This window comes from Ramlibacter pallidus, from assembly GCF_015070875.1.
Classification (GTDB): Bacteria; Pseudomonadota; Gammaproteobacteria; order Burkholderiales; family Burkholderiaceae_C; genus Ramlibacter; species Ramlibacter pallidus.
The window spans coordinates 321,690-344,242 of sequence record NZ_JADDIV010000006.1 but is presented as its reverse complement, the minus strand read 5'-3'; the positions used below and the strand labels follow the sequence as shown (position 1 = coordinate 344,242).

Here is a 22,553-nt window from a genome sequence, read left to right as displayed (position 1 = left end):
CACGGTCGCGCAGCCTTTAGGATGGCTGCGCAGCGCATCTTCAGCGGCTGTTGCTACTGATGAAACGCAACGTACCCCAAGCCAACCTACCCACGCAGCCCCGCGCTTCCACAGGTGTCCCCGGCCTGGACGACGTCCTGGGTGGAGGGCTGCCGAGCCGGCACGTCTACCTGGTCGAAGGCGATCCCGGCTCCGGCAAGACGACCCTCGGCCTGCACTTCCTGCTGGAAGGCGTGCGCCACGACGAGAAGGGCCTCTACGTCACCCTCTCCGAAACGGGCGATGAGTTGCGCACCGTCGCCGCTTCGCATGGCTGGAGCCTCGACGGCATCGAGCTGTTCGAACTGGTGAGCGACGAGGGGCTGAGCCCCGAGCTGGAACAGTCCATCCTCCACCCTTCGCAGATCGAACTGGGCGAGACGGTGCAGGGTGTGATCGCCGCGGTCGAAAAGCTGCAGCCCCGGCGCGTGGTCTTCGACAGCCTGTCGGAGATGCGCCTGCTGGCGCAGGACCCGCTGCGCTATCGCCGGCAGGTCCTCGCGCTCAAGAAATTCTTCTCCGACCAGGGCTGCACCGTGCTGCTGCTGGACGACCGCTCCAGCCGCGACACCGACCAGCAGCTGCACAGCATCGCGCACGGCGTGATCAGCGTGGAGCAGTCCGTCGACCAGTACGGCCCCGAGCGCCGCCGGCTGCGCGTGCTGAAGATGCGCGGCATCAAGTTCCGCGGCGGCGACCACGACGTCGTGCTGGACACGGGCGGCCTCTCGGTGTTCCCGCGCCTGGTGGCCGCGGAACACCGCGTGCAGACCGAGTTCCAGGTCCACAGCACCGGCGTGCCCAAGCTCGACGACATGATGGGCGGCGGCATGCCCAGTGGCAGCAACCTGCTTTTCAACGGCCCGTCCGGGATCGGCAAGACCACCACGGCGATGCGCTGCGCGCTGTCCATGCTCAAGTCGGGCGCGAAGGTCGCGTACTACCTGTTCGACGAAGGCCTCTCCACCCTGGTGATCCGCGGCAAGGCGCTGGGCATGGACCTGCAGCCGTTCATGGATTCGGGGCAGCTGCTCATCGTCCCGCTGGATCCGGCGGAGGTGAGCGCCGGCGAGTTCGCGCACATGGTGCGGCATGCCGTGGAGGACGCAGGGGCGTCGATGGTCGTCATCGACAGCCTCAATGCCTACCTGCAGGCGATGCCGGGCAGCAAGTACCTGTTGCTGCAGATGCACGAGCTGCTCACGTACCTGAACCACCGGAACATCGTGACGATCCTGATCCTGGGCCAGCACGGGCTCGTGGGCGAGATGCACGCGGATGTCGACATGAGCTACCTCGCGGACGCCATCCTGCTGTTCCGCTACTTCGAGGCGCGCGGCAAGTTGCTGAAGGCCGTGTCGCTGGTCAAGAGCCGGACCAACGCGCACGAGCAGACGATCCGCGAGTTCCGCATGGTCACCGGCGGCCTGGAGGTCGGCAACGAACTCACCGACTTCGAAGGCGTGCTGGCCGGCGTGACGGCCTACCGTGGCGGCCAGCCCCTGCTGGGCGATCCGAAGCCGGGAAAGCACTGAATGGACTTCCGGGTCCTGATCCATGCGCCGCGGGGCCGCGACGGTGCGGTGGTGCAAGGCGTGCTGGCGGGGCAGGGCATGCACTCGCTGGTGTGCGACACCGAGGACGAATTGATGGACGCGCTCTGCGAGGGCGCCGCCGCGGTGATCCTCACGGAAGAGGCGCTGCCGGCCCTGCTGTCCGACGAGCGCCTGATCGCCTGGCTCCGGGACCAGCCGCCGTGGTCCGACTTCCCCTTCGTGGTGCTGGCCACCAAGCGCGAAGGGCGACGCCCCGACAAGGATTTCCGTTCGCTGCACAGCCTCGGCAACCTGGTGCTGCTCGAACGCCCGCTGAATGCCGAAACGCTCGCGAGCGCCGCCGAATCCGCGGTGCGGGCGCGCCGCCGCCAGTACGCGGCGCGCGAGCACCTCGAGGAACTCAAGCGCACGCGCATCGAGCTCGAACGCCTGAATGGCGAACTGGAGGACCGGATCCTCAAGCGGACGAAGGAACTGGCCAGCGCCAACGACCGCCTGATGAAGGAGATCAACGAGCGCGAGCGCGCGCAGGCCGCGCTCACGCAGGTGCAGAAGATGGAAGCGATCGGCCGGCTCACCGGCGGCATCGCGCACGACTTCAACAACCTGCTGCACGTGGTCAACATGAACCTCGAGCTGGTCTCCCTCTACGCCAAGGAGGAGAAGGTCAAGCCCGTGGTGGACCGCGCCAAGAGCGCGGCGCGGCGCGGCGCCCGCCTGACGAACCAGCTGCTTTCGTTCGCGCGCAGCCAGTCGCTGATGCCCAAGCTGACGCGGGTCAACCACCTGCTGCTCGGCATGAAGGACCTGCTGGAGATCTCCGTCGGCTCCGGCGTCGAAGTCGAACTGGACCTGTGCGAGGAAGACGCCAGCGTCGTGCTCGATCCGAGCCAGCTCGAGATGGCGGTGCTGAACCTCGCGGTGAACTCGCGCGATGCGATGCCTGAGGGCGGCAAGCTGAAGATCACCACGGGCACCCGCTTCCTCGACGCCGACCGCGACCTGCCCGAGGGCGACTACGTGCTCCTGAGCGTCACCGACACCGGCAGCGGGATCCCTTCCAACGTGCTGCCCAAGGTGTTCGACCCCTTCTTCACCACCAAGCCGGTGGGCAGCGGCACGGGGCTCGGCCTGAGCCAGGTGTACGGCTTCGCCCGGCAGTCGGGCGGCCTCGCGCGCATCCGCAGCGAGGAAGGCAAGGGCACGACGGTGGAGATGCTGTTCCCGGAGGCCGACGCCGAGGCCGAGGAGCCGGTGGTGCTGCGGCAGGAGCCGGCGGTGCCGGCGCTCGCCGGCGCCTGCCACATCCTGGTGGTCGAGGACGACCATGACGTGCGCCGCGTGATCGTGGAGTGCCTGAGCCTCATCGGCTACAAGGTCACCGAGGCGGCCAACGGCAACGAGGCGCTGGCATCTCTGGCGAACGCGAAGCCGGACCTGCTGGTGGTGGACTACGCCATGCCCGACATGACGGGGGCCGAAGTGATCTCGGAGGCCCGCAAGATGGTCGGCGACCTGCCGGTGATCCTGGCCACGGGCTACGCCGACATGGCCGCCGTCGAACGCCTGGCCGGCAAGCCGCGCATCCTGCGCAAGCCCTTCGACATCGCGCAGCTCGGCGACGCCGTGAACAGCGTGCTCGAGGCCGCGAAGGACAAGGCCGAAGCGCCGAGCGCGTAGCGCCTAGCGGCGCTTCATCAGGACACTGCCGATCGCCAGCCCCAGGGCGAAGCAGGCATACACGTTCACCATTTCCGGCCGGCCCAGGCGGTGCTCGAAACCGGGCGTCAGGCGCTTGGGCGTGAGCTGGTAGTCGACGAAGGAAGCGACGCCGGCCGCGGCGATCGCACCCGCCGCCGCGGGCAGCGGCTTCGTCGCCGCCGGGTGGTCGCCCCAGGCCTTGGCATGCATGACGCCCCAGAACACCGACGCCACGTGGTGCACCAGGTAGCCCGTCACCGTGTACAGCACGCTCGGCTCGTCCTGTTCGAGCGCGCGGCGGCCGAAGAACCAGTGGCTCGGCGCGTTCAGCGGCGCGGCGGGCTCGTGGCGGCGCTGGCCGGCCCATGCGAGGTAGCCGGCCGAGAGCAGGCTGGCGAGGCTGCCGGACACGGCGCCTTCGCGCAAGGCTTGTTTCCAGGTGATCATCCGTGCAAGTCTATGCACGCACGCGCAGGCCGTGGGGCCACGCTCTCAAAGGGTAACGGCCCCCGCCGCGGCGGCGGCTGGCTAGACTCGTCGCCATGCGCATCCTGCTGACCGGTGCCACGGGCTTCATCGGCCGCGCCGTCGCGCAGGCCCTGCGCCAGCGCGGCCACACGGTGGTGTCCGCGCAGCGCCGCGTGCCCGCCGGCGCGACGGACGCGCTGCAGGTGGACTTCGCGGCCGTGCCTCGGCGCGAGTGGTGGCTTCCGCGCCTGCGCGGGATCGACGCGGTGGTGAACACGGTGGGCATCCTGCGCGAGGGGCAGGGCCAGACCTTCCGTGCATTGCACACCGAGGCGCCGGCCGAACTGTTCCAGGCCTGCGCGGCCGCCGGCGTCGGCGCGGTGGTGCAGGTCTCCGCGCTGGGCGCGGACGACCAGGCCCGCTCCGCCTACCACCTCAGCAAGAAGGCGGCCGACGACGTGCTGCGCTCGCTGCCGCTGCGCGGCGCGATCGTGCAGCCTTCGCTCGTGTACGGCGCCGGCGGCACCAGTGCCGCGCTCTTCAACCAGCTGGCGCTGGCGCCCGTGCTTCCGTTTCCCGACGGCGGCCGCATGCAGGTGCAGCCCGTCCACGTGGACGACGTGGTGGAAGGCATCGTGCGCCTGGTGGAGGATCCGCCGCCGATGGTCGGGACGCTCCACTTCGCCGGCCCCGAAGCGCTGCCGCTGCGCGGCTACCTCGCGGACCTGCGCACGGCCATGGGCGAGCCCGCGCGCCAGTGGGTGCTGCCACTGCCCGCGGGCGCCTTCCGCGCGGCGGCGGGCGTGGCGGGCCACCTGCCCGGCAGCATGCTGGACAGCGAGACGGCCGACATGCTGCTGGCGGGCAATGCGACGCGCGACAACGCCTTGCCCCGGACCCTGGGTCGCGCGCCGCGGCCGCCGTCGGCCTTCATCGCCGCCGACGACCGGGAAGCGCACCGCCGCGCCGCCGCGCTGGACTTGTGGCAGCCGGTGTTGCGGCTCGCGCTGGCGCTGATGTGGGCCTGGACGGCGGCCGTGTCGTTGGGCCTCTACCCCGTGCAGGACAGCTATGCGCTGCTCGCGCGCGTGGGGCTCCACGGTGCCCTGGCGTCCTTCGCCCTGTACGGCGCGGCCTTGCTGGACCTGGCCCTCGGCGTCCTCACGCTGGCCGCGCCCGCGCGCTGGCGCCGCCGGGTGTGGCTGGCGCAGGTCGCGCTCATCGGCGGCTACACGGTGCTCATCACCTTCTTCCTGCCGGAATACTGGCTGCATCCCTACGGTCCCATCCTCAAGAACCTGCCGATCCTTGCGTTGATCGGGCTGCTGTGGGCGCTCGAACCGCCGGTGCGGAGGCCGGCCTGACCCGATGGACTACCTGGTGCTGAAATGGGTGCACGTGCTGTCGTCGACCATCCTGTTCGGCGCCGGCGTGGGCTCCGCCTTCCACCTGTTCGCCGCCACGCTGCGGCGGCGCAGCGACGGCATCGCCAGCGCCACGCGCAACGTGGTGCTCGCGGACTGGTTGCTCACCACGCCGACGGCCATCCTGCAGCCGGTGACCGGGCTGTGGCTGGTGCACAAGATGGGGATCCCCTTCTCGACGGCGTGGGTCGCCTGGTCCATCGGCCTGTACGTGGTGGCGATCGCCTGCTGGCTGCCCGTGGTGTGGATCCAGATCCGCATGCGCGACGTCGCCGCCGAGGCGGATGCCCGCGGCGGCCCGGTGCCGCGGGCCTACGACCGCATGTTCCACCAGTGGGTGGTGCTCGGGTTCCTCGCCTTCTTCGCCTTCCTCATGGTCTTCTGGCTGATGGTGGCCAAGCGGCTGCCCTGGGCCGCGTGAACGCGCATGGACACCGGACGCTTCGATTGCCTGATCATCGGCGGCGGAGCCGCGGGACTCACCGCCGCCGTCTACATGGGCCGCTACAAGCGGCGCGTGCTGGTGCTGGACGACGATGGCAGCCGGCTGAACTGGATCCCGCGCACCCGCAACGTGCCGGGCTTCCCGGACGGCATCGAGGGGCCGGAGCTGCTCTCCCGGATGCGGGCCCATGCGGCGAAGTACGCGATCCCCACCGAGCGCACGCGGGTCGAACGCCTGTTGTGCCTGGAGGACGGCAGCTTCCAGGCGGAGAGCGCGCAGGGCCGCTGGCGCGCGCGGTTCGTGATCCTCGCCACCGGGGCGCGCGACGTCGAGCCGGAGATCGAAGGCATCCCCGCCGCGCTCCAGGCGGGCCAGGTCCGCTATTGCCCGATCTGCGACGGCTACGAGACGCAGGGCCAGCGCGTCGCGGTGCTCGGGCGCGGCCGCCACGGGCTGCGCGAATCGCTGTTCATCGCGAACTGGGCGCGCGAGGTGACGTGGCTGGCCATGGCGACGCAGGAGGAGGTGGACCCGCGGGAGCTGGCGCGGCTGCGTGACGCGCACGTGCGCATCGCCGCCAGCCCGCCGCAGCGCATCGAGTGCGGCGTCGCGGGTGCCGGCGTGCGCGTGGACCTGCAGGACGGCCAGGTGCTGGAGTTCGACACCATCTATCCCGCGCTCGGCCTGCACCACGCCTGCGAGCTGGCGACGGCGCTGGGTGCCCGGGCCCGCGAGAACGGCCAGCTGGAAGTGGATGCGCACCAGCAGACCACCGTGCCGGGCCTCTACGTCGCGGGCGACGTGGCGGTGGACCTGAACCAGATCAGCGTCGCCACCGGGCACGCGGCCATCGCCGCCACCGCCATCCACAACCGCCTGTAGCCCGGCGCGGCTACCATCGCGGGGTCGCGCCCAGCCGCGAGGAGGCCGCCTTGAAGATCACCCGCGTCGAGCCCTTCATCCTGCACGTGCCCGTGACGGGCTCGCAGATCGCCGACAGCACGCACAGCATCACGCATTGGGGCGTGGTGGGTGCGCGCGTCGACACCGACACCGGCCTGTCCGGCTACGGCTTCACCGGCACGCACGCGTACCTGCCGGGCGACCAGCTCATCACCCGCTGCATCGCCACCTGCCATGCGCCGCTGCTGCTCGGGGAAGATCCCCGTGACGTCCAGCGCCTGTGGCAGAAGCTCGCGCGCAACCCGGCGCTGCAGTGGATCGGCCGTGCCGGCATCACGACGCTGGCGCAGGCCGCGATCGACGTCGCGCTGTGGGACCTCAAGGCCAAGGCACAGGAGGTGCCGCTCTGGCAGCTGCTGGGCGGCGCGGTGCGCGACCAGGTCCGCGCGTACAACACCGACATCGGGTGGCTCTCGATCGCCGACGACCTGCTGGTGCAGGGCGCGCGCCGCGCGGTGGAGCAGGGCTTCACCGGCATCAAGATCAAGGTGGGCTCGACCGTCGAACGCGACCTGCGGCGCCTGCAGGCGGTGCGCGAGGCCATCGGCGCGGACGTGACGCTGGCCGTGGACGGCAACGGCAAATGGGACCTCGCCACCTGCCTGCGCTTCTGCCGCGGCGCCGAACCCTTCGACGTGTACTGGTTCGAGGAGCCGCTCTGGCACGACGACGTGAAGGGCCACGCGCAGCTGGCGCGCGCGACGCGCATCCCCGTCGCGCTCGGCGAGCAGCTGTACACGCAGGAGGCGTTCGCCGAGTTCTTCCACCAGCAGGCGATCCACTGGGTGCAGCCGGACGTCACGCGCATGGGCGGCCTGACCGAGGTGCTGCGCGTCTGCGAGGCGGCCCACACGCACCGCCTTCCGGTCGCGCCGCATGCGGGCGACATGAGCCAGGTGCACGTGCACCTCGCCTATGCGCACCCGGCGTGCCAGGTGCTGGAGTACATCCCCTGGATCAAGGACTGCTTCACCGACCCGGCGGAGGTGGTGGGCGGGTCGTTCCGGCGCCCGGCGCTGCCCGGCGCGGGGACCACGCCCACGCCGGAAGCCTGGGCCCGCTTCCGCCAGCCCGCCGCCTGACATGGGCCTGCTCACCCCGACCAACGAGGAGCTCGGGCGGCCGGATGCGGCCTGGCGCCGGCGCCTGCACACCGTCATCTTCGAATCGGAGACGCCGGCGGGCCGGCGCTTCGACAAGTGGATCGTCGCCGCCATCCTGGTGAGCGTGGCGATCGTGGTGGTCGACAGCGTGCCCACCTTCCACCAGCGGCACGGCAAGGTGCTGAACGCGGCCGAGTGGTTCTTCACCATCGTGTTCACGCTGGAGTACCTGGCGCGCCTGGCCAGCGTGCGCTACCAGCTGCGCTACATGTTCAGCTTCTTCGGCATCGTCGACCTGCTGTCCGTGCTGCCGACGTACCTGGCGATCTTCTTCCCCGAGACGCACGCGCTCATCGACGTGCGCATCCTGCGGCTGCTGCGGATCTTCCGCATCTTCAAGCTCGCGGACTACGTGGCCGAGTACCAGATGCTCGGCGAGGCGCTGGCGGCCAGCCGCCGCAAGATCCTGGTCTTCCTCTCCGCCGTGTTCATGGTCGTGCTGATCATGGGGACGCTGCTGTACGTGGTGGAGGGGCCCGCCAACGGCTTCGTCGACATCCCGACTTCGGTCTACTGGGCGATCACGACCGTCACCACCGTGGGCTTCGGCGACATCACGCCGAAGACGGACGTGGGCCGCTTCATCGCCTCCGTCAGCATGCTGATCGGCTGGGGCACGCTGGCGGTGCCCACCGGCATCTTCACCGCGGAGATGACGGCCCGCCGTCACCTGCGGCCGCCGCTGCTGCAGCTGCCCTGCCCGTCCTGCGGCGCGACCGGGCACGGGGCGGAGGCGAAGTATTGCCAGATGTGCGGCAGCGCCCTGGCCGCGCCCGCTGGGGAAAACGCGCAGGCCGCCGGACCGCCGGTGCGCTAACGTGGCGCACCCCACCCCGAGGAGCTTCCCATGCGCGCATCCCTGATCCTGGCCGCCGGCCTGCTGCTGGCGGGCACCGCCTTCGCGCACAACTGCCCGAACGAGATGAAGGCGATCGACGCCAAGCTGGCCACCAAGCCGGCGCTCTCCAAGGACGCGGCCGACAAGGTCGCCAGGCTGCGCGCCAGCGGCGAAGCCCACCACAAGGCGGGCAAGCACGACGACTCCATGAAGGACCTCGGCGAAGCGAAGAAGCTGCTCGGGATCTAGTCGGGGGCGAACGCGGCCCCGCGCTGCGCGAGCAGGTCGCGCAGCGCCGAGCGGTGGCAGCGCGCTTCGTCCTCGCAATAGCAGCCGACCGCGAAGGAAGCGGCGTGCGAGAGGGCCGCCAGGGTGTCCAGCACGTGGCTGGCCTCGGGCTGCTTCATCTCGGCCTCGTAGCGGCGCCGGAAAGCCGCCCATTCCCTGTCGCTGGCCGCCGCCCGGCCCTGCGCCATCAGTTCCGCGCTCGGGGACAGGTTGGGCAGCCAGACGTCGTAATAGTCGCGGCGGGCGAACTCCGACTTCGGCACGCCGCGCGGCGGGCGCCGCACGGTGCCGAGGCGCACGCCTTCACCCGCGCTGCGCGGGCTTCCGAGCTGGACCACGCGGATGGCCATGGCGTCGGCCTCAGTCGCGCGGGAGTCCCAGCGCGTCGCCCACGGCCTCGCGCAGCAGCTCGGTCGGGGATTCCTTCGAGAGCGTGCGGTGTTCGCCGAACACGCCCTCGAACTCCGGCACCTCGTCGGGGCTCACCAGCCCGGTGAGGTAGAGGAAGGGGATGCCGGCGGTGGCGGGGTCCTGCGAGATCGCGAAGGCGACGTCGTCGCCGCTCATGCCCGGCATGTCGATGTCGCACAGGATGACGTCGGCCTGCTCGTCGCGGGCCCGCTCGACGGCCCGGGCGGGGTCCGTCTCGCCCACCACGCGGAAGTCCGGGCCCAGGCGGCCGGCGATCGCCCAGGCGATGGTCTCGTCGTCGTCGACGACGAGGATGCAGGGCTTGGCGCGCTCCGGATCGGGCAGGTGGTGCATGGGCGGGGAAACGTGTAAGGTCCGAATCATAAAGGCCTAGCCCATCCGCATCCAGGAGACCCCGAGACCATGCTGTTCCCGACCACCATCGCGGGCAGCCTGCCCAAGCCGGGCTGGCTGGCCGAGACCCACAAGCTCTGGCCGCAGTGGCGGGCGCAGGGCCAGGCGCTGCGCGAAGCCAAGGCCGACGCCACGCTGCTGTGGATCAAGGCGCAGGAGGACGCCGGGCTGGACATCGTGACGGACGGCGAGATCTCCCGCCAGCATTTCGTCCACGGCTTCCTGGAGCAGGTCGAGGGCATCGACTTCGAGCACAAGGTGGAGATGGGGATCCGCGACGACCGCTACCGCGCCATGGTGCCGCAGGTGGTGGCGCCGGTCCGGCTGAAGGGCCGCGTGCACGCCTTCGAGGCGCAGCTGGCCCGTGCCCACACCCGGCGCCGGCTGAAGTTCACGCTGCCCGGCCCCATGACCATTGCCGACACCGTCGCCGACCGGCACTACGGCGACCGGATGAAGATGGCCTTCGCCTTCGCCGAACTCCTGAACGAGGAGGCATTGGCCCTGCAGGCCGACGGCGTCGACGTGATCCAGTTCGACGAGCCCGCCTTCAATGCGTACACGCGCGAGGCCGCCGACTGGGGCGTGCGCGCGCTCGAGCGCGCCGCGCAGGGCCTCACCTGCACGACGGCCGTGCACATCTGCTACGGGTACGGCATCCAGGCCAACGTCGACTGGAAGAAGTCGCTGGGCGAGGAGTGGCGCCAGTACGAGCGCGTGTTCCCCGCGCTGGCCGCCAGCAGCATCGACCAGGTCAGCCTGGAGTGCTACCACTCGCACGTGCCGCCCCGCCTGATGGAGCTGCTGGCGGGCAAGGACGTGATGGTGGGCGTGATCGACGTGGCCAGCGACGAGGTCGAGACGCCGGAGCAGGTCGCCGACACCATTGGTGCCGCGCTGCAGTTCGTCGCGCGCGAACGCCTTTTCCCCTGCACCAACTGCGGCATGGCCCCGATGGACCGCGACGTGGCCTTGCGCAAGCTGCAGGCGCTGGCGCAGGGCGCAGAACTCGCGCGGCGCCGCTTCGGTGGATGAGGTGAAAGGCCTTGTCAGCGGATTCCGACGCGCCGCCGGACGATTTCCCTGCGCGCTGTTCATGCACGCCTACAACCGGATGAGGTGAGCCTTGGGTAGAAACACAGCCGTTGCCCCTGGAGCGCCCCATGAACCCGAGTGCAAGGCCGTCCCGCATCGTTCCCGCCCTCGCCGTCGCCGCGGTGAGCTTCGCCGCGCTGTGCGCCGCCTGGACCGGGGACGCTGCCCTGGATGCCCCCGGCCAGCAGGCGCAGAGGCCCGCGGCCGACGCGCCGGTGGAGGTGGTCAAGTCGCCCCTGGCGCCGGCGCTGCCGGCCGCGCGCGGGCACATGGTGGGCTGTCGCGACTGTGCACCCGCCCGCCTGCCGGAGGCGCGGCTGTGAGCGCGCTGCAGCGCGGCGCCGCTGTCGTCCTGGGCTGCCTGGCCGCCGCCCAGGCCGCGGCGGAATACCGCAACGCGACCACCGGTGGCCCCCTGCGTCCCGGCATCTACGGCCGCATCGTGGTGAAGCACGCGGCGCCCCCGCCGCCGGTGATCTACCCCCAACCGGTGGTGGCCGACGCCGCCCTGCCGCCTCCCGGCGCGCAGCCGGTCTACCTGTACGTGCCGCCCGGCCAGGTGCGCAAGTGGAAACAGAACTGCGCTCGCTGGCAGGCCTGCAGCCAGCCGGTGCTGTTCGTGCGCGTCGACGACAGCCCCAGCCGCTGGGGCAGCTGGCGGCACCGGCGCGAGCAGGTCGCACTGCAGGAGCGCGACTGACCCGCATGCCCCCTCCTTCCGCCGCCGCCGCGCAGGACAGCCTGCGTGCAGGCGGCCGTGCACCGCTGGCCGCGCGCTTCGCGCAGGTCCGCGCGCACACGCTGGCGCTGGCCGCTCCGCTGTCGCCCGAGGACCAGTGCGTGCAGTCCATGCCCGATGCGAGTCCGACCAAGTGGCACCTGGCGCACACCACGTGGTTTTTCGAGGCGGTGGTCCTGGCCGCGCACCGCCCGGGCTACCAGCCCTACGACCCGCGCTGGTTCCATCTCTTCAACTCGTACTACGAGGCGCTGGGGCAGCGCCATCCGCGCGCGCAGCGCGGCCTGCTGACGCGGCCGTCGCTGGACGAAGTGCATGCCTACCGGCGCCACGTGGAAGCGCAAGTCCACGCGCTGGTGGAGGAGGCGGACGAGGCGGCGTGGCGCGCGGTCGAGCCGCTGCTCGAGCTCGGCCTGCACCACGAGCAGCAACACCAGGAACTGCTGCTCACGGACATCCTCCATGCGCTGTCGTGCAATCCGCTCCTGCCAGCGTACGCGCGAAACGAGGCGCCCTCGCTGCGGCTGGCTGCGCCGCAGGCGCCGCTGCGCTGGATCACCGGGCCGGAAGGCGCCGTCGAGATCGGCCATGCGGGCGAAGCTTTCGCGTTCGACAACGAGACGCCGCGGCACCGCACGTGGCTGCAGCCGTACCGCATCGCCGACCGGCTGGTGAGCTGCGGCGACTTCGCCGACTTCATCGCCGATGGCGGCTATCGGCAACCCGCGCTGTGGCTCTCCGACGGCTGGGCGATGGTGCAGGCGCAGCAGTGGCGCGCACCGGCCTACTGGATCGCTCCCGACGACTTCCGCGCGCCCGCGGCCGGGTGGCAGGTGTTCGGCTTGCGGGGCGTGCAGCCGCTGGACCGCGATGCGCCGGTCATGCAGCTCAGTTTCTACGAGGCGGCCGCCTATGCGGAATGGGCCGGCGCCCGCCTGCCCACCGAGCAGGAGTGGGAGGCCGCGTATGGCCTGCCCGGCCTGCAGCAGATGACGGGCCAGGCCTGGCAATGGACCCGCTCCTCCTACGACCCGTACCCTGGCTTCCGTCCCTGGCGCGGCGCCGTGGCGGAGTACAACGGCAAATTCATGGTGGGGCAGATCGTCCTGCGGGGCAGCAGCCTCGCGACGCCGGAGGGGCATGCCCGTCCGACCTACCGCAACTTCTTCCCGCCGGCCGCGCGCTGGCAATTCAGCGGGCTGCGGCTCGCCAGGGATGGCGCATGCTGACTTCCACCGTGCCTTGCGGCATCGCACCCACTGCCGAGGCGGCCAACGCGCCGGCATCGGCCAACGCCAGCGACTGCGAGTTCGGGCGCGACCTCGTCGCCGCCTTGCGTGCGCGGCCGCGCAGCATCTCGCCGAAATACTTCTACGACGCGGAAGGCTCGCGCCTGTTCGACCGCATCTGCGAATTGCCGGAGTACTACCCGACGCGCACCGAGCTCGGCATCCTGCAGCGTTGCGCGGCCGAACTGGCGCAGCTGGCCGGCCCGCAGGCGGAGATCGTCGAGTTCGGGGCGGGTTCGCTGCGCAAGGTGCGGCTGCTGCTGCAGGCCTTCGACGCGCCGGCACGCTACCTGCCGATCGACATCTCCGGCGAGCACCTGCGCGATGCGGCCGCGGTGCTGCGGCGCGAGTTCGCCGGCCTGGAAGTGCAACCCATCGTGGCCGACTACACGCAGCGCCTGCTGCTGCCGCAGGGCGAGGGCGGCGGCCGCCGGATCGGCTTCTTCCCGGGATCGACGCTGGGCAACTTCAGCCCCGAGGAGGCCCTGTCCTTCCTGCGGCGCGCCGCGGAGGTGCTGCAGGGCGGCGCGCTGGTGCTGGGCGCCGACCTGGTGAAGGACCCGCGCGTGCTGCACGCCGCGTACAACGACGCGCAGGGCGTGACGGCGGCCTTCAACCTGAACCTGCTGGCCCGCGCGAACCGCGAGCTCGGCGCGAACTTCGAGCTGCAGGGCTTCGCGCACTATGCGTTCTACAACGCGCCGCTGCAGCGCATCGAGATGCACCTGGTGAGCCGCGAGCGGCAGGCGGTGACCGTTTGCGGCGAGCGCTTCACGGTGGAAGAGGGCGAGAGCCTGCACACCGAGAACTCGCACAAGTTCACCGTCGACGGCCTGCGCGCGCTCGCGATGCGCGCCGGTTTTCGCCCGGGCCCGGTATGGACGGACCCGCAGCGGCTGTTCAGCGTCCACTGGCTGCACGCACCCTGAGAGGAACCCCCATGAAGGCGGAATGGAACGGCGTGATCGTCGCGGAGAGCGACGACACGGTGGTGGTCGAAGGCAACCACTACTTCCCGGCAGAGGCGCTCAAGCGCGAGTACGTCACCTTCAGCAACCACCACACCACCTGTGCGTGGAAGGGCGAGGCGAGCTACTACTCCCTGCTGGTCAACGGCGAGCTGAACCCCGAGGCGGTCTGGTACTACCCCGACCCCAAGCCCGAGGCGGAGATGGTCAAGGACCGCGTCGCCTTCTGGAAGGGCGTGAAGGTCAGCGCCTGACGCGGCTCACCCGCAGGAACCGCCGCCGCAACCGCTGATGGCCGTCGCGGGCAGGCGCTGCGGCGCGTGGACTGCTCCGGTCGCGGCATCGAAGCCGACGCCCCGCAGGTGCAGGGCCAGCGCCGCATCCATGCTTTTCGCGTGCTGCGGGAACCAGGCGGCCAGTTCGCCGATCATCTGCCGCACGGGCCCCAGGTCGCCCTGGCGCGCATGCAGCGCGCCTTCGCGCAGCACCTGCAGCACCACCTTGTGCTGCGTGGCATGGCAGTTGCCCGAGGCGAACCCGGTGGCCAGCATCCACTCGTCCTCCCGGCCGAAGTGGTCGGCGGTGTGGGCGATGAGGGTGTCCCAGAGCGCGGGCAGCTCCGCATCGGCCGCACCTTCGCATTGCGCCAGCAGGTCGACGAACTCCCTGTGGGTGTCGTCCATGAAGGACAGGCCGAGTTCCAGTCCTTCGGACCAGGTCAATGTGCTCATGCGGTGGGGTTCTCCAGTGCGGCGCGAGCTTAGGACGCCCGTGCGCGCGGGGTCTTGACGCAGGTCAGGGAAGCACTTCGCGCGGGCGGCGGTAAGCTCGCGCCATGCTGCTGAGCCCCGCCTACACCTATCCCGACCAGCTCGCCACCCAGTTGCGCCAGCACGGCTACGCGGTGCTCGGGCCGCGCGGCGTCTGCGAACTCGCCGGCTGCAGCCTCGCGGACCTGCAGGCGCTGGGCCGCTCCTGGCATGACCTGCCGCCCGACCAGCACCTGAAGGACGGCGGCCGCTACCGCAAGCGGCGGCATGCTTCCTTCGTCGTCGAGGGCGGCAGCGTGACGCAGGTGCCGCACCGCGCGCACTGGCAGCCGGTGGAATACAACGCATTGCACGGCGGCATGGAGCGCTGGTTCGACGCCATGCAGCCGGAGGTGGTGGCGCAACCCGCCTGGCGCGCGTTGCTGCAGTCCCTGGCACGCGTGGCCGGCGACCTGCGCGGGCCGCAGCCCTGGTACGTCGAGGCGCACCAGTTCCGCATCGACACGGAAGGCGGCATCGGCCGACCCACGCCGGAAGGCGCGCACCGCGACGGCGTCGACCTGGTCGCGGTGTTCCTGGTGGCGCGTGAGGGCATCAAGGGCGGCGAGACGCGCGTGTTCCAGGCCGACGGCCCGGCGGGCCAGCGCTTCACGCTCACCGAGCCCTGGAGCGTGCTGCTGCTGGACGACGCGCGGGTGATCCACGAAACCACGCCGATCCAGCCGGTGGAAGCCGGAGGCCGCTGCCACCGCGACACGCTGGTGCTGACCGCGCGCGCCGGCGGCTTCCAGGACGCGTAGGAGCCCTGGTCAGTCGCGCACGTCGGCGACGGGGTTCGCGCCGAAATCCGCGCGGGCCAGGAAGGCGAGCACGCGCTGCGCCGCATCGTCGGGCGAGCTGAGCATCCCCTTTTCCTTCATGCCGACGAAATTGCCGACATCCGGGAAGCGGCCCGGCTCGGCGCCGCGCAGCTGCACCTGCATGTCGGTGTCGATCACGCCCGGCGCCAGAGAACACACCTTCGCGCCATTCGGCAGCGACGCCTGCTCCAGCGCCACGCAGCGCGTGAAGTGGTCCATGCCGGCCTTCGCGGCGCAGTAGGCCGCCTGCACCGCCATCGCGCGCCGGCCCAGTCCGGAGGAGATGTTCAGCACCTTCCGCGGCGCCTTGACGGCCGCCGTCGCGCGCAGGAAGGCGCCGGTCAGCAACATCGGCGCTTCCAGGTCCACGCGCATGGCTTCGGCGACTTGCGCGGCGGGGATGTCGTCGATCGGCGCGATCCGCGGGATCAGGCCGGCGTTGTTGATCAGGGTGACCGACGCCAGCACCGCGAAGTCCTGCGCCTGCAGCCAGGTCTCGAGCCTGGCGGCGGCGTTCTCGGGCCGTGCCAGGTCCTGCGGCCACTGTTCCAGCTGGCGGCCGGCGGCCTGGGCGCGCGCCTGCAGCTCGTCGTTGGTCTTGCGCGAGATGCACAGCAGGTCGTGGCCGGCGGCCAGCAGCTGCTGCGCCATGGCGAGGCCCATGCCGCGCGAGGCGCCGGTGAGGATGGTGAGGTGTCGCTGGTTCATGCCGCCATCGTACGCGGCACGGCGCCGCCTCAGGCCGCGACCACGATGGGAAAGCTGGCTTGCAGGCCTTCGCTGCCGCGGGTGAAGGGCACGGTCACGAGGGACCGCGCCTCGCCCAGCCGGCGCCACAGGGAGTCGCGTTCGTTGTGCGGGTCGCCTTCCACGTACAGCTGCGTCGTCAGCAGCTCGCGGGCGCCCAGGCGCACCTTGACGTGGATGTGCGGCGTGCGGCCGGCGTACGCGACCGGGCGGATGGTGCGGAAGCGGTAGCGGCCGTCGCTGCCCACGGCCACCCGGCCGAAGCCCTGGAAGTCCGGGTCCGCGCGGCCGCCGTCGCCCGGATGGTGGTAGTGGCCCGCATGGTCGCACTGCCAGATCTCCACCTGTGCGCCGCGCAGCGGCCGGCCCTCGAGGTCGGTCACGGTGCCGTCCACCGAGGCGGGCTGGCCCCGCCCGTAGCTGCGGGCGCCGTTGCGCAGCAGGTCGGCGTCGGCATCGGCCGGCAGTTGCACCGGATAGAAGGGCCCCTCGGTCTGCGCCGGCGTGGCAGGCCGCGGCGCGGCCGGCTGCGCGCGTGCGCCCGTCCAGCAGAAGGGCAGGGCGACCAGCGCGGCGGCGGCATGGCGGCGGGAGAGGCGGGTCATGGTGTGCTCCGGAGCTTGCCGGGGTCAGACTGTCCGGAGAGGCGGCGAGTTCCTCAGAACGGCGGCGGGCTGTCGAACGCGAGCGCCTCCTCGGTGGCGGGATGCGCGAGCCGCAGGCGGCTGGCGTGCAGCAGGAGGCGCGGCGCGCGCGCCAGGGCCGGCGCGGGCGCGTAGAGCGCATCGCCGAGGATCGGATGCCCGATCGCCTGCAGGTGCACCCGCAGCTGGTGCGTGCGGCCGGTGACCGGCTCCAGCAGCAGGCGCGCATCCGGGCCCTCGTGGGCCAGCACGCGCCAGCGGGTCGTGCTCGGGCGGCCTGCTTCGGCATCGACCTTCTGCAGCGGCCGGTTCGGCCAGTCCGCCGCGAGCGGAAGCTCGATGGTGCCGGTGGCGTCCACCTCGCCCGGATGCCCCGCCACCACGGCGATGTACTGCTTGTCCACCGCGCGGTCGGCGAACGTGCGGCCGAGGACGCGCTGCATGTGCACGCCGCGGCCCATGAGGAACAGGCCGGAGGTGGCCATGTCGAGTCGGTGCACCACGAGCGCGTCGGGCCACATGCGCCGTGCGCGTTCCGACAGGCAATCCTGCTTGTCCTCGCCCCGCCCGGGAACGGCCAGCAGGCCGGCCGGCTTGTCCAGCACCAGCAGGTGATCGTCCACGTAGACCAGCCCTTCCGATAATCCTGGCATGAACGCCCTTTCCTCCATGGTTCCCCTGTCGCTGCAGACGGTGCTGCTGCTGGTCGCGTCCAACGTCTTCATGACGATCGCGTGGTACGGCCACCTGAAGAACCTGGCCACCGCGCCCTGGTACACGGCCGCCTTCATCAGCTGGGGCATCGCCCTGGCGGAGTACCTGCTGCAGGTGCCGGCCAACCGCATCGGCCACCTGCAGGCCGGCTTCAGCGTCGGCCAGCTCAAGATCATGCAGGAAGTGATCACGCTGGCCGTGTTCGTCCCGTTCGCGGTGCTGTACCTCAAGGAGCCGCTGAAGCTGGACTACCTGTGGGCGGCGCTGTGCATGGTGGGCGCCGTCTATTTCATATTCCGCAACGCGTGACGGGGGGCGGCAGGTACACTCGTCACGAAACCGTCACAAAAGAACCCGTCCAGGGGCGCCCATGCTCTTCAAGAAACTGCTCCCGCGAGAAGGCAACTTCTTCGAGATGTTCAACCAGCATGCCGAGCGCATGGTCGAGGGCGCCCACGCGTTCCGCAACCTGGTGGCGAACTACAACGACGTGAACCTGCGCGAGCAGTACAATCGCGAAGTCGACCACGCCGAGCGTTCGGCCGACAAGGTGACGCAGGAAGTCAACCGGCTGATCCACTCCACCTTCATCACGCCGATCGACCGCGAGCAGATCCACACGCTGATCAACACCATGGACGACGTGGCCGACCTGATCCAGGACTCGGCCGAGACCATGGCGCTGTACGACGTGCGGCACATGACCGAGGAGATCACCCGCCTGACCGACCTCAGCGTGCGCTGCTGCGAACGCGTGAAGGAAGCCGTCGGCTTCCTCGGCAAGCTGTCGGACCACGACACCGCTGTCGCCGCGCTGAAGACTTGCGAGGAGATCGACAAGCTCGAGTCCGACGCCGACCGCGTGATGCGGTCGGCGATGAGCAAGCTGTTCCGGGAGGAGCCGGACGTACGCGAGGTGATCAAGCTCAAGGCCATCTACGAGCTGCTGGAGACGATCACCGACAAGTGCGAGGACGTCGCCAACGTCGTCGAGGGCATCGTCCTCGAGAACTCCTGAGGGCGGCGCGCCATGGAAGTCTCGCAGGCGGCCCTGTGGGTCGTGATCATGCTGGTGGCCGTCGCGCTGCTGTTCGACTTCATGAACGGCTTCCACGATGCCGCGAATTCGATCGCCACGGTCGTGTCCACCGGCGTCCTGCGGCCGACGCAGGCCGTGGTGTTCGCCGCCTTCTTCAACTTCATCGCGATCTTCATCTTCCACCTGAGCGTCGCGGCGACGGTGGGCAAGGGGATCGTCGAGCCCGGTGTCGTGAACACGCACGTGGTGTTCGGCGCGCTGGTCGGCGCGATCACCTGGAACGTCATCACCTGGTGGTACGGCATCCCGAGCAGCTCCTCGCATGCGCTCATCGGCGGCATCGTGGGTGCGGTCATCGCCAAGTCCGGCGCGGGGGCGCTCATCGCCACCGGCATCTGGAAGACGGTCGTCTTCATCTTCATCTCGCCGACCCTCGGCTTCCTGCTCGGCTCGCTGATGATGGTGCTGGTGTCCAACATCTTCCGCAACACGCGGCCTTCGCGCGTGGACAAGTGGTTCCGGCGGCTGCAGCTGGTGTCCGCCGGCGCTTACAGCCTGGGCCACGGCGGCAATGACGCGCAGAAGACGATCGGCATCATCTGGATGCTGCTGATCGCCACCGGCTACGTCGCCACGGGCGCCGAGTCGCCCCCGGCGTGGGTGATCATTTCCTGCTACGTGGCCATCGCGATGGGCACCATGTTCGGCGGCTGGCGCATCGTGAAGACCATGGGCCAGAAGATCACCAAGCTCAAGCCGGTGGGCGGCTTCTGCGCCGAGACCGGCGGGGCGCTGACGCTCTTCATCGCCACCTCCCTGGGCATCCCCGTGTCGACCACGCACACCATCACAGGTGCCATCGTCGGCGTGGGCTCCACGCACCGCATGAGCGCCGTGCGCTGGGGCGTCGCCGGCAACATCGTGTGGGCCTGGGTCCTGACGATCCCGGCCAGTGCGTTCGTGGCGGCGATCGCGTACTGGATCTCGCTGCAGATCTTCTAGGCCGGGAGACCCCGCCCGCCCTTCCCGCGCCCCCGTCATTCCCGCGGAGGCGGGAATCCAGGGCTCCCGCATCCGGGGTGCGTCGCGGCAGGCGGCGGGCGGTGCCGTCCCGCGGTGCCTCGCCCTGCACTTCGCTGACGCTTCGTTCCGGGTGCGCTGGAAGGCTGTTCCCGGCGTCGATCCGGCCAAACTCACTGCGAGTTTGCCGCGCGCGGCAAACTCTCCGTTCAAGCAAATGCCCGGAAAAATGAGACAGTCGCAGTGCTCGATCCGCGCTGCGCGCTCTCGTAGCCCTGCTTCGCCGCCGGGAACAGCCTTCCAGCCGAGGCCCCTGACTGCGGGCCGGCACCGCCCGCCGCCTGCCGCGACGTTCGAGGGCGGGAGTGGGCCTGTCGGCCCACGGTGCCGGAGCCCTGGGTCCCCGCCTCCGCGGGGATGACGGTGCCCGGGAGGTCGCTTCAGCCGATCGCCGGTGGGTTCGGGTGCAGCCGCGCCATCGTGAGCGCGTCCGAATAGCGCCCGTCCTTCAGCACGTACCCGCGGTGCCGGCCTTCCTCGACGAAGCCCAGGCTGCGGTACAGCGCGATCGCGTGCTCGTTGTCGGCGTGCACGTTCAGCTCGATGCGGAGCACGCCGGCCCAGCGGTCTGCCCAGTCCAGCAGGCGCTCCATCAGCCGGCGGCCGACGCCGCGGCCCTGCCACTGCGGTGCGAGCGCGATGGCCAGCAGCCGCACGTGCGCCCGCCGCAGGCCTGCATTCATGCCGTGCAGCGCGGCCCAGCCGACCACCTCGCCGTTCGCCACCGCGACCAGCCGGCAGCTGTACGGGTCCACGCGCTGGTGCATCTCGACGCGCAGCGCCACGGGCATGTCCGGTAATTGCAGCGTGCCCTCCATCGTGCCCGGCGTGCCGAGCAGGGCGGAGATGCCTTCGGCGTCCGAGGGCTCGGCACTGCGGATCTGGACTTCGGCGGCGTCGGTCATGGGAACCTCATTGCGAGATGCGGCGGCCTTCCTCGACCTGGTATTCGAAGTAGCGCTGGAAGCTGAAGGCGATGCTCGCCATCAGCACGCCGGCGCCGATCATCAGCGCGGCGACGATGGCGAAGATGGTGCCCCAATGCGTGCCGCCCGGTTCGGCATCCTCGGGCAGCGAAGGGTTGAAGCGTGCGTTCCACTTCTCGCGCGCCATGAGCCCGTAGACGATGGCGGTGAGGCAGCAGCCGGCGAAGGTGAAACCGAGCAGCGGCACCAGCAGCCACGAGAGCACGTCGTCCTGCCCGTACTCCTGCACGCGCTCCAGCCCGTAGAGCCCGAGCGCCGTCGGGATCGGCAGCAGCCACCCGATCATGTCGCCCAGGCCGCGCAGGTAGAAGCGGTGCAGGCCCAGCGGCCCGCCCACCAGCGCCAGCCAGGCGGCGACGGTCTTGCTCTTCATGGGGCGGGCGTTTCCGGCGGCGTGCGGTCGCCCTCGCCGATGGACTTCTCCATCAGCACGATGTCCAGCCAGCGTCCGAACTTCCAGCCGCAGGACTGGATCACGCCCACCTTGCTGAAGCCCAGCGAGCGGTGCACGCCGATCGAGCCCGCATTGGCCGAGTCGCCGATCACCGCGATCAGCTTGCGCACGCCGGCCGCCTCGGCCTGCTGCACGAGGTCGGCCAGCAGCTTCTTGCCCAGCCCCTGGCCCGCGGCGTCGGCGTGCAGGTAGATCGAATCCTCGGCCGAATAGCGGTAGGCCGGCCGCGGCTTGAACCACTGGCAGTAGGCGAACCCGAGCACCTTGCCCCCCTGTTCGGCCACCAGGTAGGGCAGCCCGCGCGCCAACACGTCGAGCCGGCGCGTGGTCATGTCCTGCTCGGTGGGCGGGGTGGTCTCGAAGGTGCCCGTGCCATGCAGGACATGGTGGGCGTAGATGGCCGTGATGGCGGGCACGTCGGCGTCGGTGCTGGGGCGGAGGATGAGCATGGCGGCAAAAGGCTATAATCGCGGGCTTTTCGGCGTGTCGCTGGCCGGGTGGCCAGTCGCGTGTCTCAACGCTGGAAGAACATTCGAAGCTCGCCGTTTGGGCGTAGCTGATCCACCCGAAGGATAAATCATGGTCGTCATTCGACTCTCCCGTGGCGGCTCCAAGAGCCGTCCGTTCTACAACATCGTCGTCGCGGACAAGCGCGTGCGCCGTGACGGCCGCTTCATCGAGCGCCTGGGTTTCTACAACCCGCTGGCCAAGGATGGCGAGGAAAAGCTGCGCGTGGCGCAGGACCGCCTGACCCACTGGCGCGGCGTCGGCGCCCAGGCGTCGCCGACGGTGGAACGCCTGCTGAAGCAGGGCGCCACCACGGCCGCCGCCGCTCCCGCGGCCGCCTGAGCTGGGGCATGGCCGCGCCCGGCCGTCCGGGAGCCACGCTCCCCGCGGACATCGAACCGGCGGATCTCCCCGCCGACGCCGTCGAAGTCGGGCGCATCCTCGATGCCTGGGGCGTCAAGGGCTGGCTCAAGGTCCTGCCCCACAGCGCCGACCCCCAGGCGCTGTTCTCCTCCAAGCGCTGGTTCCTGCAACCGACCGAAAGAGGCGTCGCCGCCTTTTCCGGCACGGTGCTGCTGCGCGTGCGCGAGGCGAAGGAGCATTCCGATTCCGTGGTGGCCCGCGCCGACGGCGTGGAAGACCGCGGCACGGCCGAAATGCTGCGCGGCGCCCGCGTGTTCGTCCCCCGCTCCTCCTTCCCCACCGCGGACAAGGACGAGTACTACTGGGTCGACCTGCTCGGGCTGGACGTGGTGAACCGCGAAGGCGTCCACCTGGGCGTGGTGCGCGACCTGCTGTCCACCGGCCCGCAGACGGTGCTGGTGGTGGAGTACCAGGAGGACGGCAAGCCCCTGGAACGCATGCTGCCCTTCGTGTCCGCCTACGTCGACGGGGTCGACCTGGAAGCGCGGCGCATCACCGTCGACTGGCAGCCCGACTACTGACTGCGGC

General features: G+C 70.5%; 30 protein-coding genes. 20 read left to right on the top strand and 10 right to left on the bottom strand.

Annotated elements, in window-relative coordinates; all coding sequences use genetic code 11:
* Positions 1 to 59 precede the first annotated feature (59 nt).
* Complete coding sequence (locus tag IM787_RS21225) at positions 60 to 1,574, top strand: ATPase domain-containing protein (RefSeq protein WP_193678715.1); 1,515 nt, start codon at positions 60 to 62, stop codon at positions 1,572 to 1,574.
* A complete protein-coding gene (locus tag IM787_RS21220) occupies positions 1,575 to 3,275 on the top strand; it encodes a response regulator (RefSeq protein ID WP_193678714.1) in 1,701 nt (566 codons plus the stop codon).
* 3 nt (positions 3,276 to 3,278) lie between these two features.
* Here the strand turns inward: IM787_RS21220 and IM787_RS21215 are convergent, their stop codons facing one another.
* Positions 3,279 to 3,743, bottom strand: a complete 465-nt coding sequence (locus tag IM787_RS21215) for a hypothetical protein (RefSeq protein WP_193678713.1) — start codon at positions 3,741 to 3,743, stop codon at positions 3,279 to 3,281.
* A gap of 95 nt (positions 3,744 to 3,838) precedes the next feature.
* Between IM787_RS21215 and IM787_RS21210 the strand changes: the two genes are divergently transcribed.
* From IM787_RS21210 to IM787_RS21185, 6 genes are read left to right on the top strand one after another with little or no spacing between them, the layout of a single operon-like run.
* Positions 3,839 to 5,128 carry an SDR family oxidoreductase gene (locus IM787_RS21210; RefSeq protein WP_193678712.1) on the top strand — a complete coding sequence of 430 codons (1,290 nt, stop codon included), beginning with the start codon at positions 3,839 to 3,841 and terminating at the stop codon, positions 5,126 to 5,128.
* 4 nt (positions 5,129 to 5,132) lie between these two features.
* Entirely contained in the window at positions 5,133 to 5,609 is a 477-nt protein-coding gene (locus IM787_RS21205; RefSeq protein ID WP_193678711.1) for a DUF2269 family protein, read from the top strand.
* Positions 5,610 to 5,615: 6 nt separating this feature from the next.
* On the top strand, positions 5,616 to 6,515 hold the full coding sequence (locus tag IM787_RS21200; protein ID WP_193678710.1) for an NAD(P)/FAD-dependent oxidoreductase: 900 nt from the start codon (positions 5,616 to 5,618) through the stop codon (positions 6,513 to 6,515).
* Positions 6,516 to 6,565: 50 nt separating this feature from the next.
* Positions 6,566 to 7,678, top strand: coding sequence for a mandelate racemase/muconate lactonizing enzyme family protein (locus IM787_RS21195; protein ID WP_193678709.1), 1,113 nt, complete (start codon positions 6,566 to 6,568; stop codon positions 7,676 to 7,678).
* Position 7,679: 1 nt separating this feature from the next.
* Complete coding sequence (locus IM787_RS21190) at positions 7,680 to 8,576, top strand: ion transporter (RefSeq protein WP_193678708.1); 897 nt, start codon at positions 7,680 to 7,682, stop codon at positions 8,574 to 8,576.
* Positions 8,577 to 8,606: 30 nt separating this feature from the next.
* Positions 8,607 to 8,846 (top strand): PA2433 domain-containing protein, encoded by a 240-nt coding sequence (locus IM787_RS21185; RefSeq protein ID WP_193678707.1) that lies wholly within the window; start codon positions 8,607 to 8,609, stop codon positions 8,844 to 8,846.
* On the opposite strand, the gene IM787_RS21180 is transcribed toward IM787_RS21185, so the two are convergent.
* Both IM787_RS21180 and IM787_RS21175 read right to left on the bottom strand, forming a co-directional pair.
* Positions 8,843 to 9,235: a DUF488 domain-containing protein gene (locus IM787_RS21180; protein ID WP_193678706.1), complete on the bottom strand. Its 393-nt coding sequence runs from the start codon at positions 9,233 to 9,235 to the stop codon at positions 8,843 to 8,845. The genes IM787_RS21185 and IM787_RS21180 overlap by 4 nt on opposite strands.
* A 10-nt stretch (positions 9,236 to 9,245) precedes the next feature.
* Positions 9,246 to 9,650 (bottom strand): response regulator, encoded by a 405-nt coding sequence (locus IM787_RS21175; RefSeq protein WP_193678705.1) that lies wholly within the window; start codon positions 9,648 to 9,650, stop codon positions 9,246 to 9,248.
* A 72-nt stretch (positions 9,651 to 9,722) separates the two neighbouring features.
* Here IM787_RS21175 and IM787_RS21170 point away from each other — a divergent pair, with 72 nt between their 5' ends.
* The 6 genes from IM787_RS21170 to IM787_RS21145 all read left to right on the top strand — a co-directional run bounded on the left by IM787_RS21170 (position 9,723) and on the right by IM787_RS21145 (position 14,055).
* A complete protein-coding gene (locus tag IM787_RS21170; protein WP_193678763.1) occupies positions 9,723 to 10,745 on the top strand; it encodes a methionine synthase in 1,023 nt (340 codons plus the stop codon).
* A 128-nt stretch (positions 10,746 to 10,873) separates the two neighbouring features.
* Complete coding sequence (locus IM787_RS21165; protein ID WP_193678704.1) at positions 10,874 to 11,128, top strand: hypothetical protein; 255 nt, start codon at positions 10,874 to 10,876, stop codon at positions 11,126 to 11,128.
* Positions 11,125 to 11,505 carry a hypothetical protein gene (locus IM787_RS21160; RefSeq protein ID WP_193678703.1) on the top strand — a complete coding sequence of 127 codons (381 nt, stop codon included), beginning with the start codon at positions 11,125 to 11,127 and terminating at the stop codon, positions 11,503 to 11,505. Before IM787_RS21165 ends, IM787_RS21160 begins: the two co-directional genes overlap by 4 nt.
* 5 nt (positions 11,506 to 11,510) lie before the next feature.
* Complete coding sequence (egtB, locus tag IM787_RS21155) at positions 11,511 to 12,773, top strand: ergothioneine biosynthesis protein EgtB (protein ID WP_193678702.1); 1,263 nt, start codon at positions 11,511 to 11,513, stop codon at positions 12,771 to 12,773.
* Entirely contained in the window at positions 12,767 to 13,762 is a 996-nt protein-coding gene (gene egtD / locus IM787_RS21150; RefSeq protein WP_193678701.1) for an L-histidine N(alpha)-methyltransferase, read from the top strand. The genes egtB and egtD overlap by 7 nt, the downstream gene beginning before the upstream one ends.
* A gap of 11 nt (positions 13,763 to 13,773) precedes the next feature.
* A complete protein-coding gene (locus tag IM787_RS21145) occupies positions 13,774 to 14,055 on the top strand; it encodes a DUF427 domain-containing protein (RefSeq protein WP_193678700.1) in 282 nt (93 codons plus the stop codon).
* Positions 14,056 to 14,061: 6 nt separating this feature from the next.
* Here IM787_RS21145 and IM787_RS21140 read toward each other — a convergent pair whose 3' ends face one another.
* Positions 14,062 to 14,532 (bottom strand): hemerythrin domain-containing protein, encoded by a 471-nt coding sequence (locus tag IM787_RS21140; protein WP_193678699.1) that lies wholly within the window; start codon positions 14,530 to 14,532, stop codon positions 14,062 to 14,064.
* Between the two features lie 104 nt (positions 14,533 to 14,636).
* Between IM787_RS21140 and IM787_RS21135 the strand changes: the two genes are divergently transcribed.
* Positions 14,637 to 15,371 carry a 2OG-Fe dioxygenase family protein gene (locus tag IM787_RS21135; RefSeq protein ID WP_193678698.1) on the top strand — a complete coding sequence of 245 codons (735 nt, stop codon included), beginning with the start codon at positions 14,637 to 14,639 and terminating at the stop codon, positions 15,369 to 15,371.
* Between the two features lie 9 nt (positions 15,372 to 15,380).
* On the opposite strand, the gene IM787_RS21130 is transcribed toward IM787_RS21135, so the two are convergent.
* The 3 genes from IM787_RS21130 to IM787_RS21120 are packed head-to-tail and all read right to left on the bottom strand — an operon-like array spanning position 15,381 to position 17,475.
* On the bottom strand, positions 15,381 to 16,139 hold the full coding sequence (locus tag IM787_RS21130; RefSeq protein ID WP_193678697.1) for an SDR family NAD(P)-dependent oxidoreductase: 759 nt from the start codon (positions 16,137 to 16,139) through the stop codon (positions 15,381 to 15,383).
* 29 nt (positions 16,140 to 16,168) lie between these two features.
* Positions 16,169 to 16,783: a dioxygenase family protein gene (locus IM787_RS21125; protein ID WP_193678696.1), complete on the bottom strand. Its 615-nt coding sequence runs from the start codon at positions 16,781 to 16,783 to the stop codon at positions 16,169 to 16,171.
* Between the two features lie 53 nt (positions 16,784 to 16,836).
* On the bottom strand, positions 16,837 to 17,475 hold the full coding sequence (locus IM787_RS21120) for an RluA family pseudouridine synthase (protein WP_193678695.1): 639 nt from the start codon (positions 17,473 to 17,475) through the stop codon (positions 16,837 to 16,839).
* On the opposite strand from IM787_RS21120, the gene IM787_RS21115 reads away from it, so the two are divergent.
* The 3 genes from IM787_RS21115 (at position 17,474) to IM787_RS21105 (ending at position 19,577) form a co-directional block, all read left to right on the top strand.
* Positions 17,474 to 17,845: a DMT family protein gene (locus IM787_RS21115; RefSeq protein ID WP_193678694.1), complete on the top strand. Its 372-nt coding sequence runs from the start codon at positions 17,474 to 17,476 to the stop codon at positions 17,843 to 17,845. The two genes, IM787_RS21120 and IM787_RS21115, sit on opposite strands and share 2 nt — an antisense overlap.
* A 61-nt stretch (positions 17,846 to 17,906) precedes the next feature.
* The gene (locus IM787_RS21110) at positions 17,907 to 18,554 is read left to right on the top strand and encodes a DUF47 domain-containing protein (RefSeq protein WP_193678693.1); all 648 of its coding nucleotides are present in this window, start codon (positions 17,907 to 17,909) and stop codon (positions 18,552 to 18,554) included.
* A 12-nt stretch (positions 18,555 to 18,566) separates the two neighbouring features.
* Positions 18,567 to 19,577, top strand: coding sequence for an inorganic phosphate transporter (locus IM787_RS21105; RefSeq protein ID WP_193678692.1), 1,011 nt, complete (start codon positions 18,567 to 18,569; stop codon positions 19,575 to 19,577).
* Positions 19,578 to 20,035: 458 nt separating this feature from the next.
* Here IM787_RS21105 and IM787_RS21100 read toward each other — a convergent pair whose 3' ends face one another.
* From IM787_RS21100 to IM787_RS21090, 3 genes are read right to left on the bottom strand one after another with little or no spacing between them, the layout of a single operon-like run.
* Positions 20,036 to 20,560: a GNAT family N-acetyltransferase gene (locus tag IM787_RS21100; RefSeq protein ID WP_193678691.1), complete on the bottom strand. Its 525-nt coding sequence runs from the start codon at positions 20,558 to 20,560 to the stop codon at positions 20,036 to 20,038.
* A 7-nt stretch (positions 20,561 to 20,567) separates the two neighbouring features.
* On the bottom strand, positions 20,568 to 21,014 hold the full coding sequence (locus IM787_RS21095; RefSeq protein WP_193678690.1) for a TM2 domain-containing protein: 447 nt from the start codon (positions 21,012 to 21,014) through the stop codon (positions 20,568 to 20,570).
* Positions 21,011 to 21,544 (bottom strand): GNAT family N-acetyltransferase, encoded by a 534-nt coding sequence (locus tag IM787_RS21090; RefSeq protein ID WP_193678689.1) that lies wholly within the window; start codon positions 21,542 to 21,544, stop codon positions 21,011 to 21,013. Before IM787_RS21090 ends, IM787_RS21095 begins: the two co-directional genes overlap by 4 nt.
* Before the next feature lie 130 nt (positions 21,545 to 21,674).
* On the opposite strand from IM787_RS21090, the gene rpsP reads away from it, so the two are divergent.
* Both rpsP and rimM read left to right on the top strand, forming a co-directional pair.
* Positions 21,675 to 21,944 carry a 30S ribosomal protein S16 gene (rpsP, locus tag IM787_RS21085; protein WP_193678688.1) on the top strand — a complete coding sequence of 90 codons (270 nt, stop codon included), beginning with the start codon at positions 21,675 to 21,677 and terminating at the stop codon, positions 21,942 to 21,944.
* Between the two features lie 8 nt (positions 21,945 to 21,952).
* Positions 21,953 to 22,546, top strand: a complete 594-nt coding sequence (gene rimM / locus IM787_RS21080; protein ID WP_193678687.1) for a ribosome maturation factor RimM — start codon at positions 21,953 to 21,955, stop codon at positions 22,544 to 22,546.
* Positions 22,547 to 22,553 lie beyond the last annotated feature (7 nt).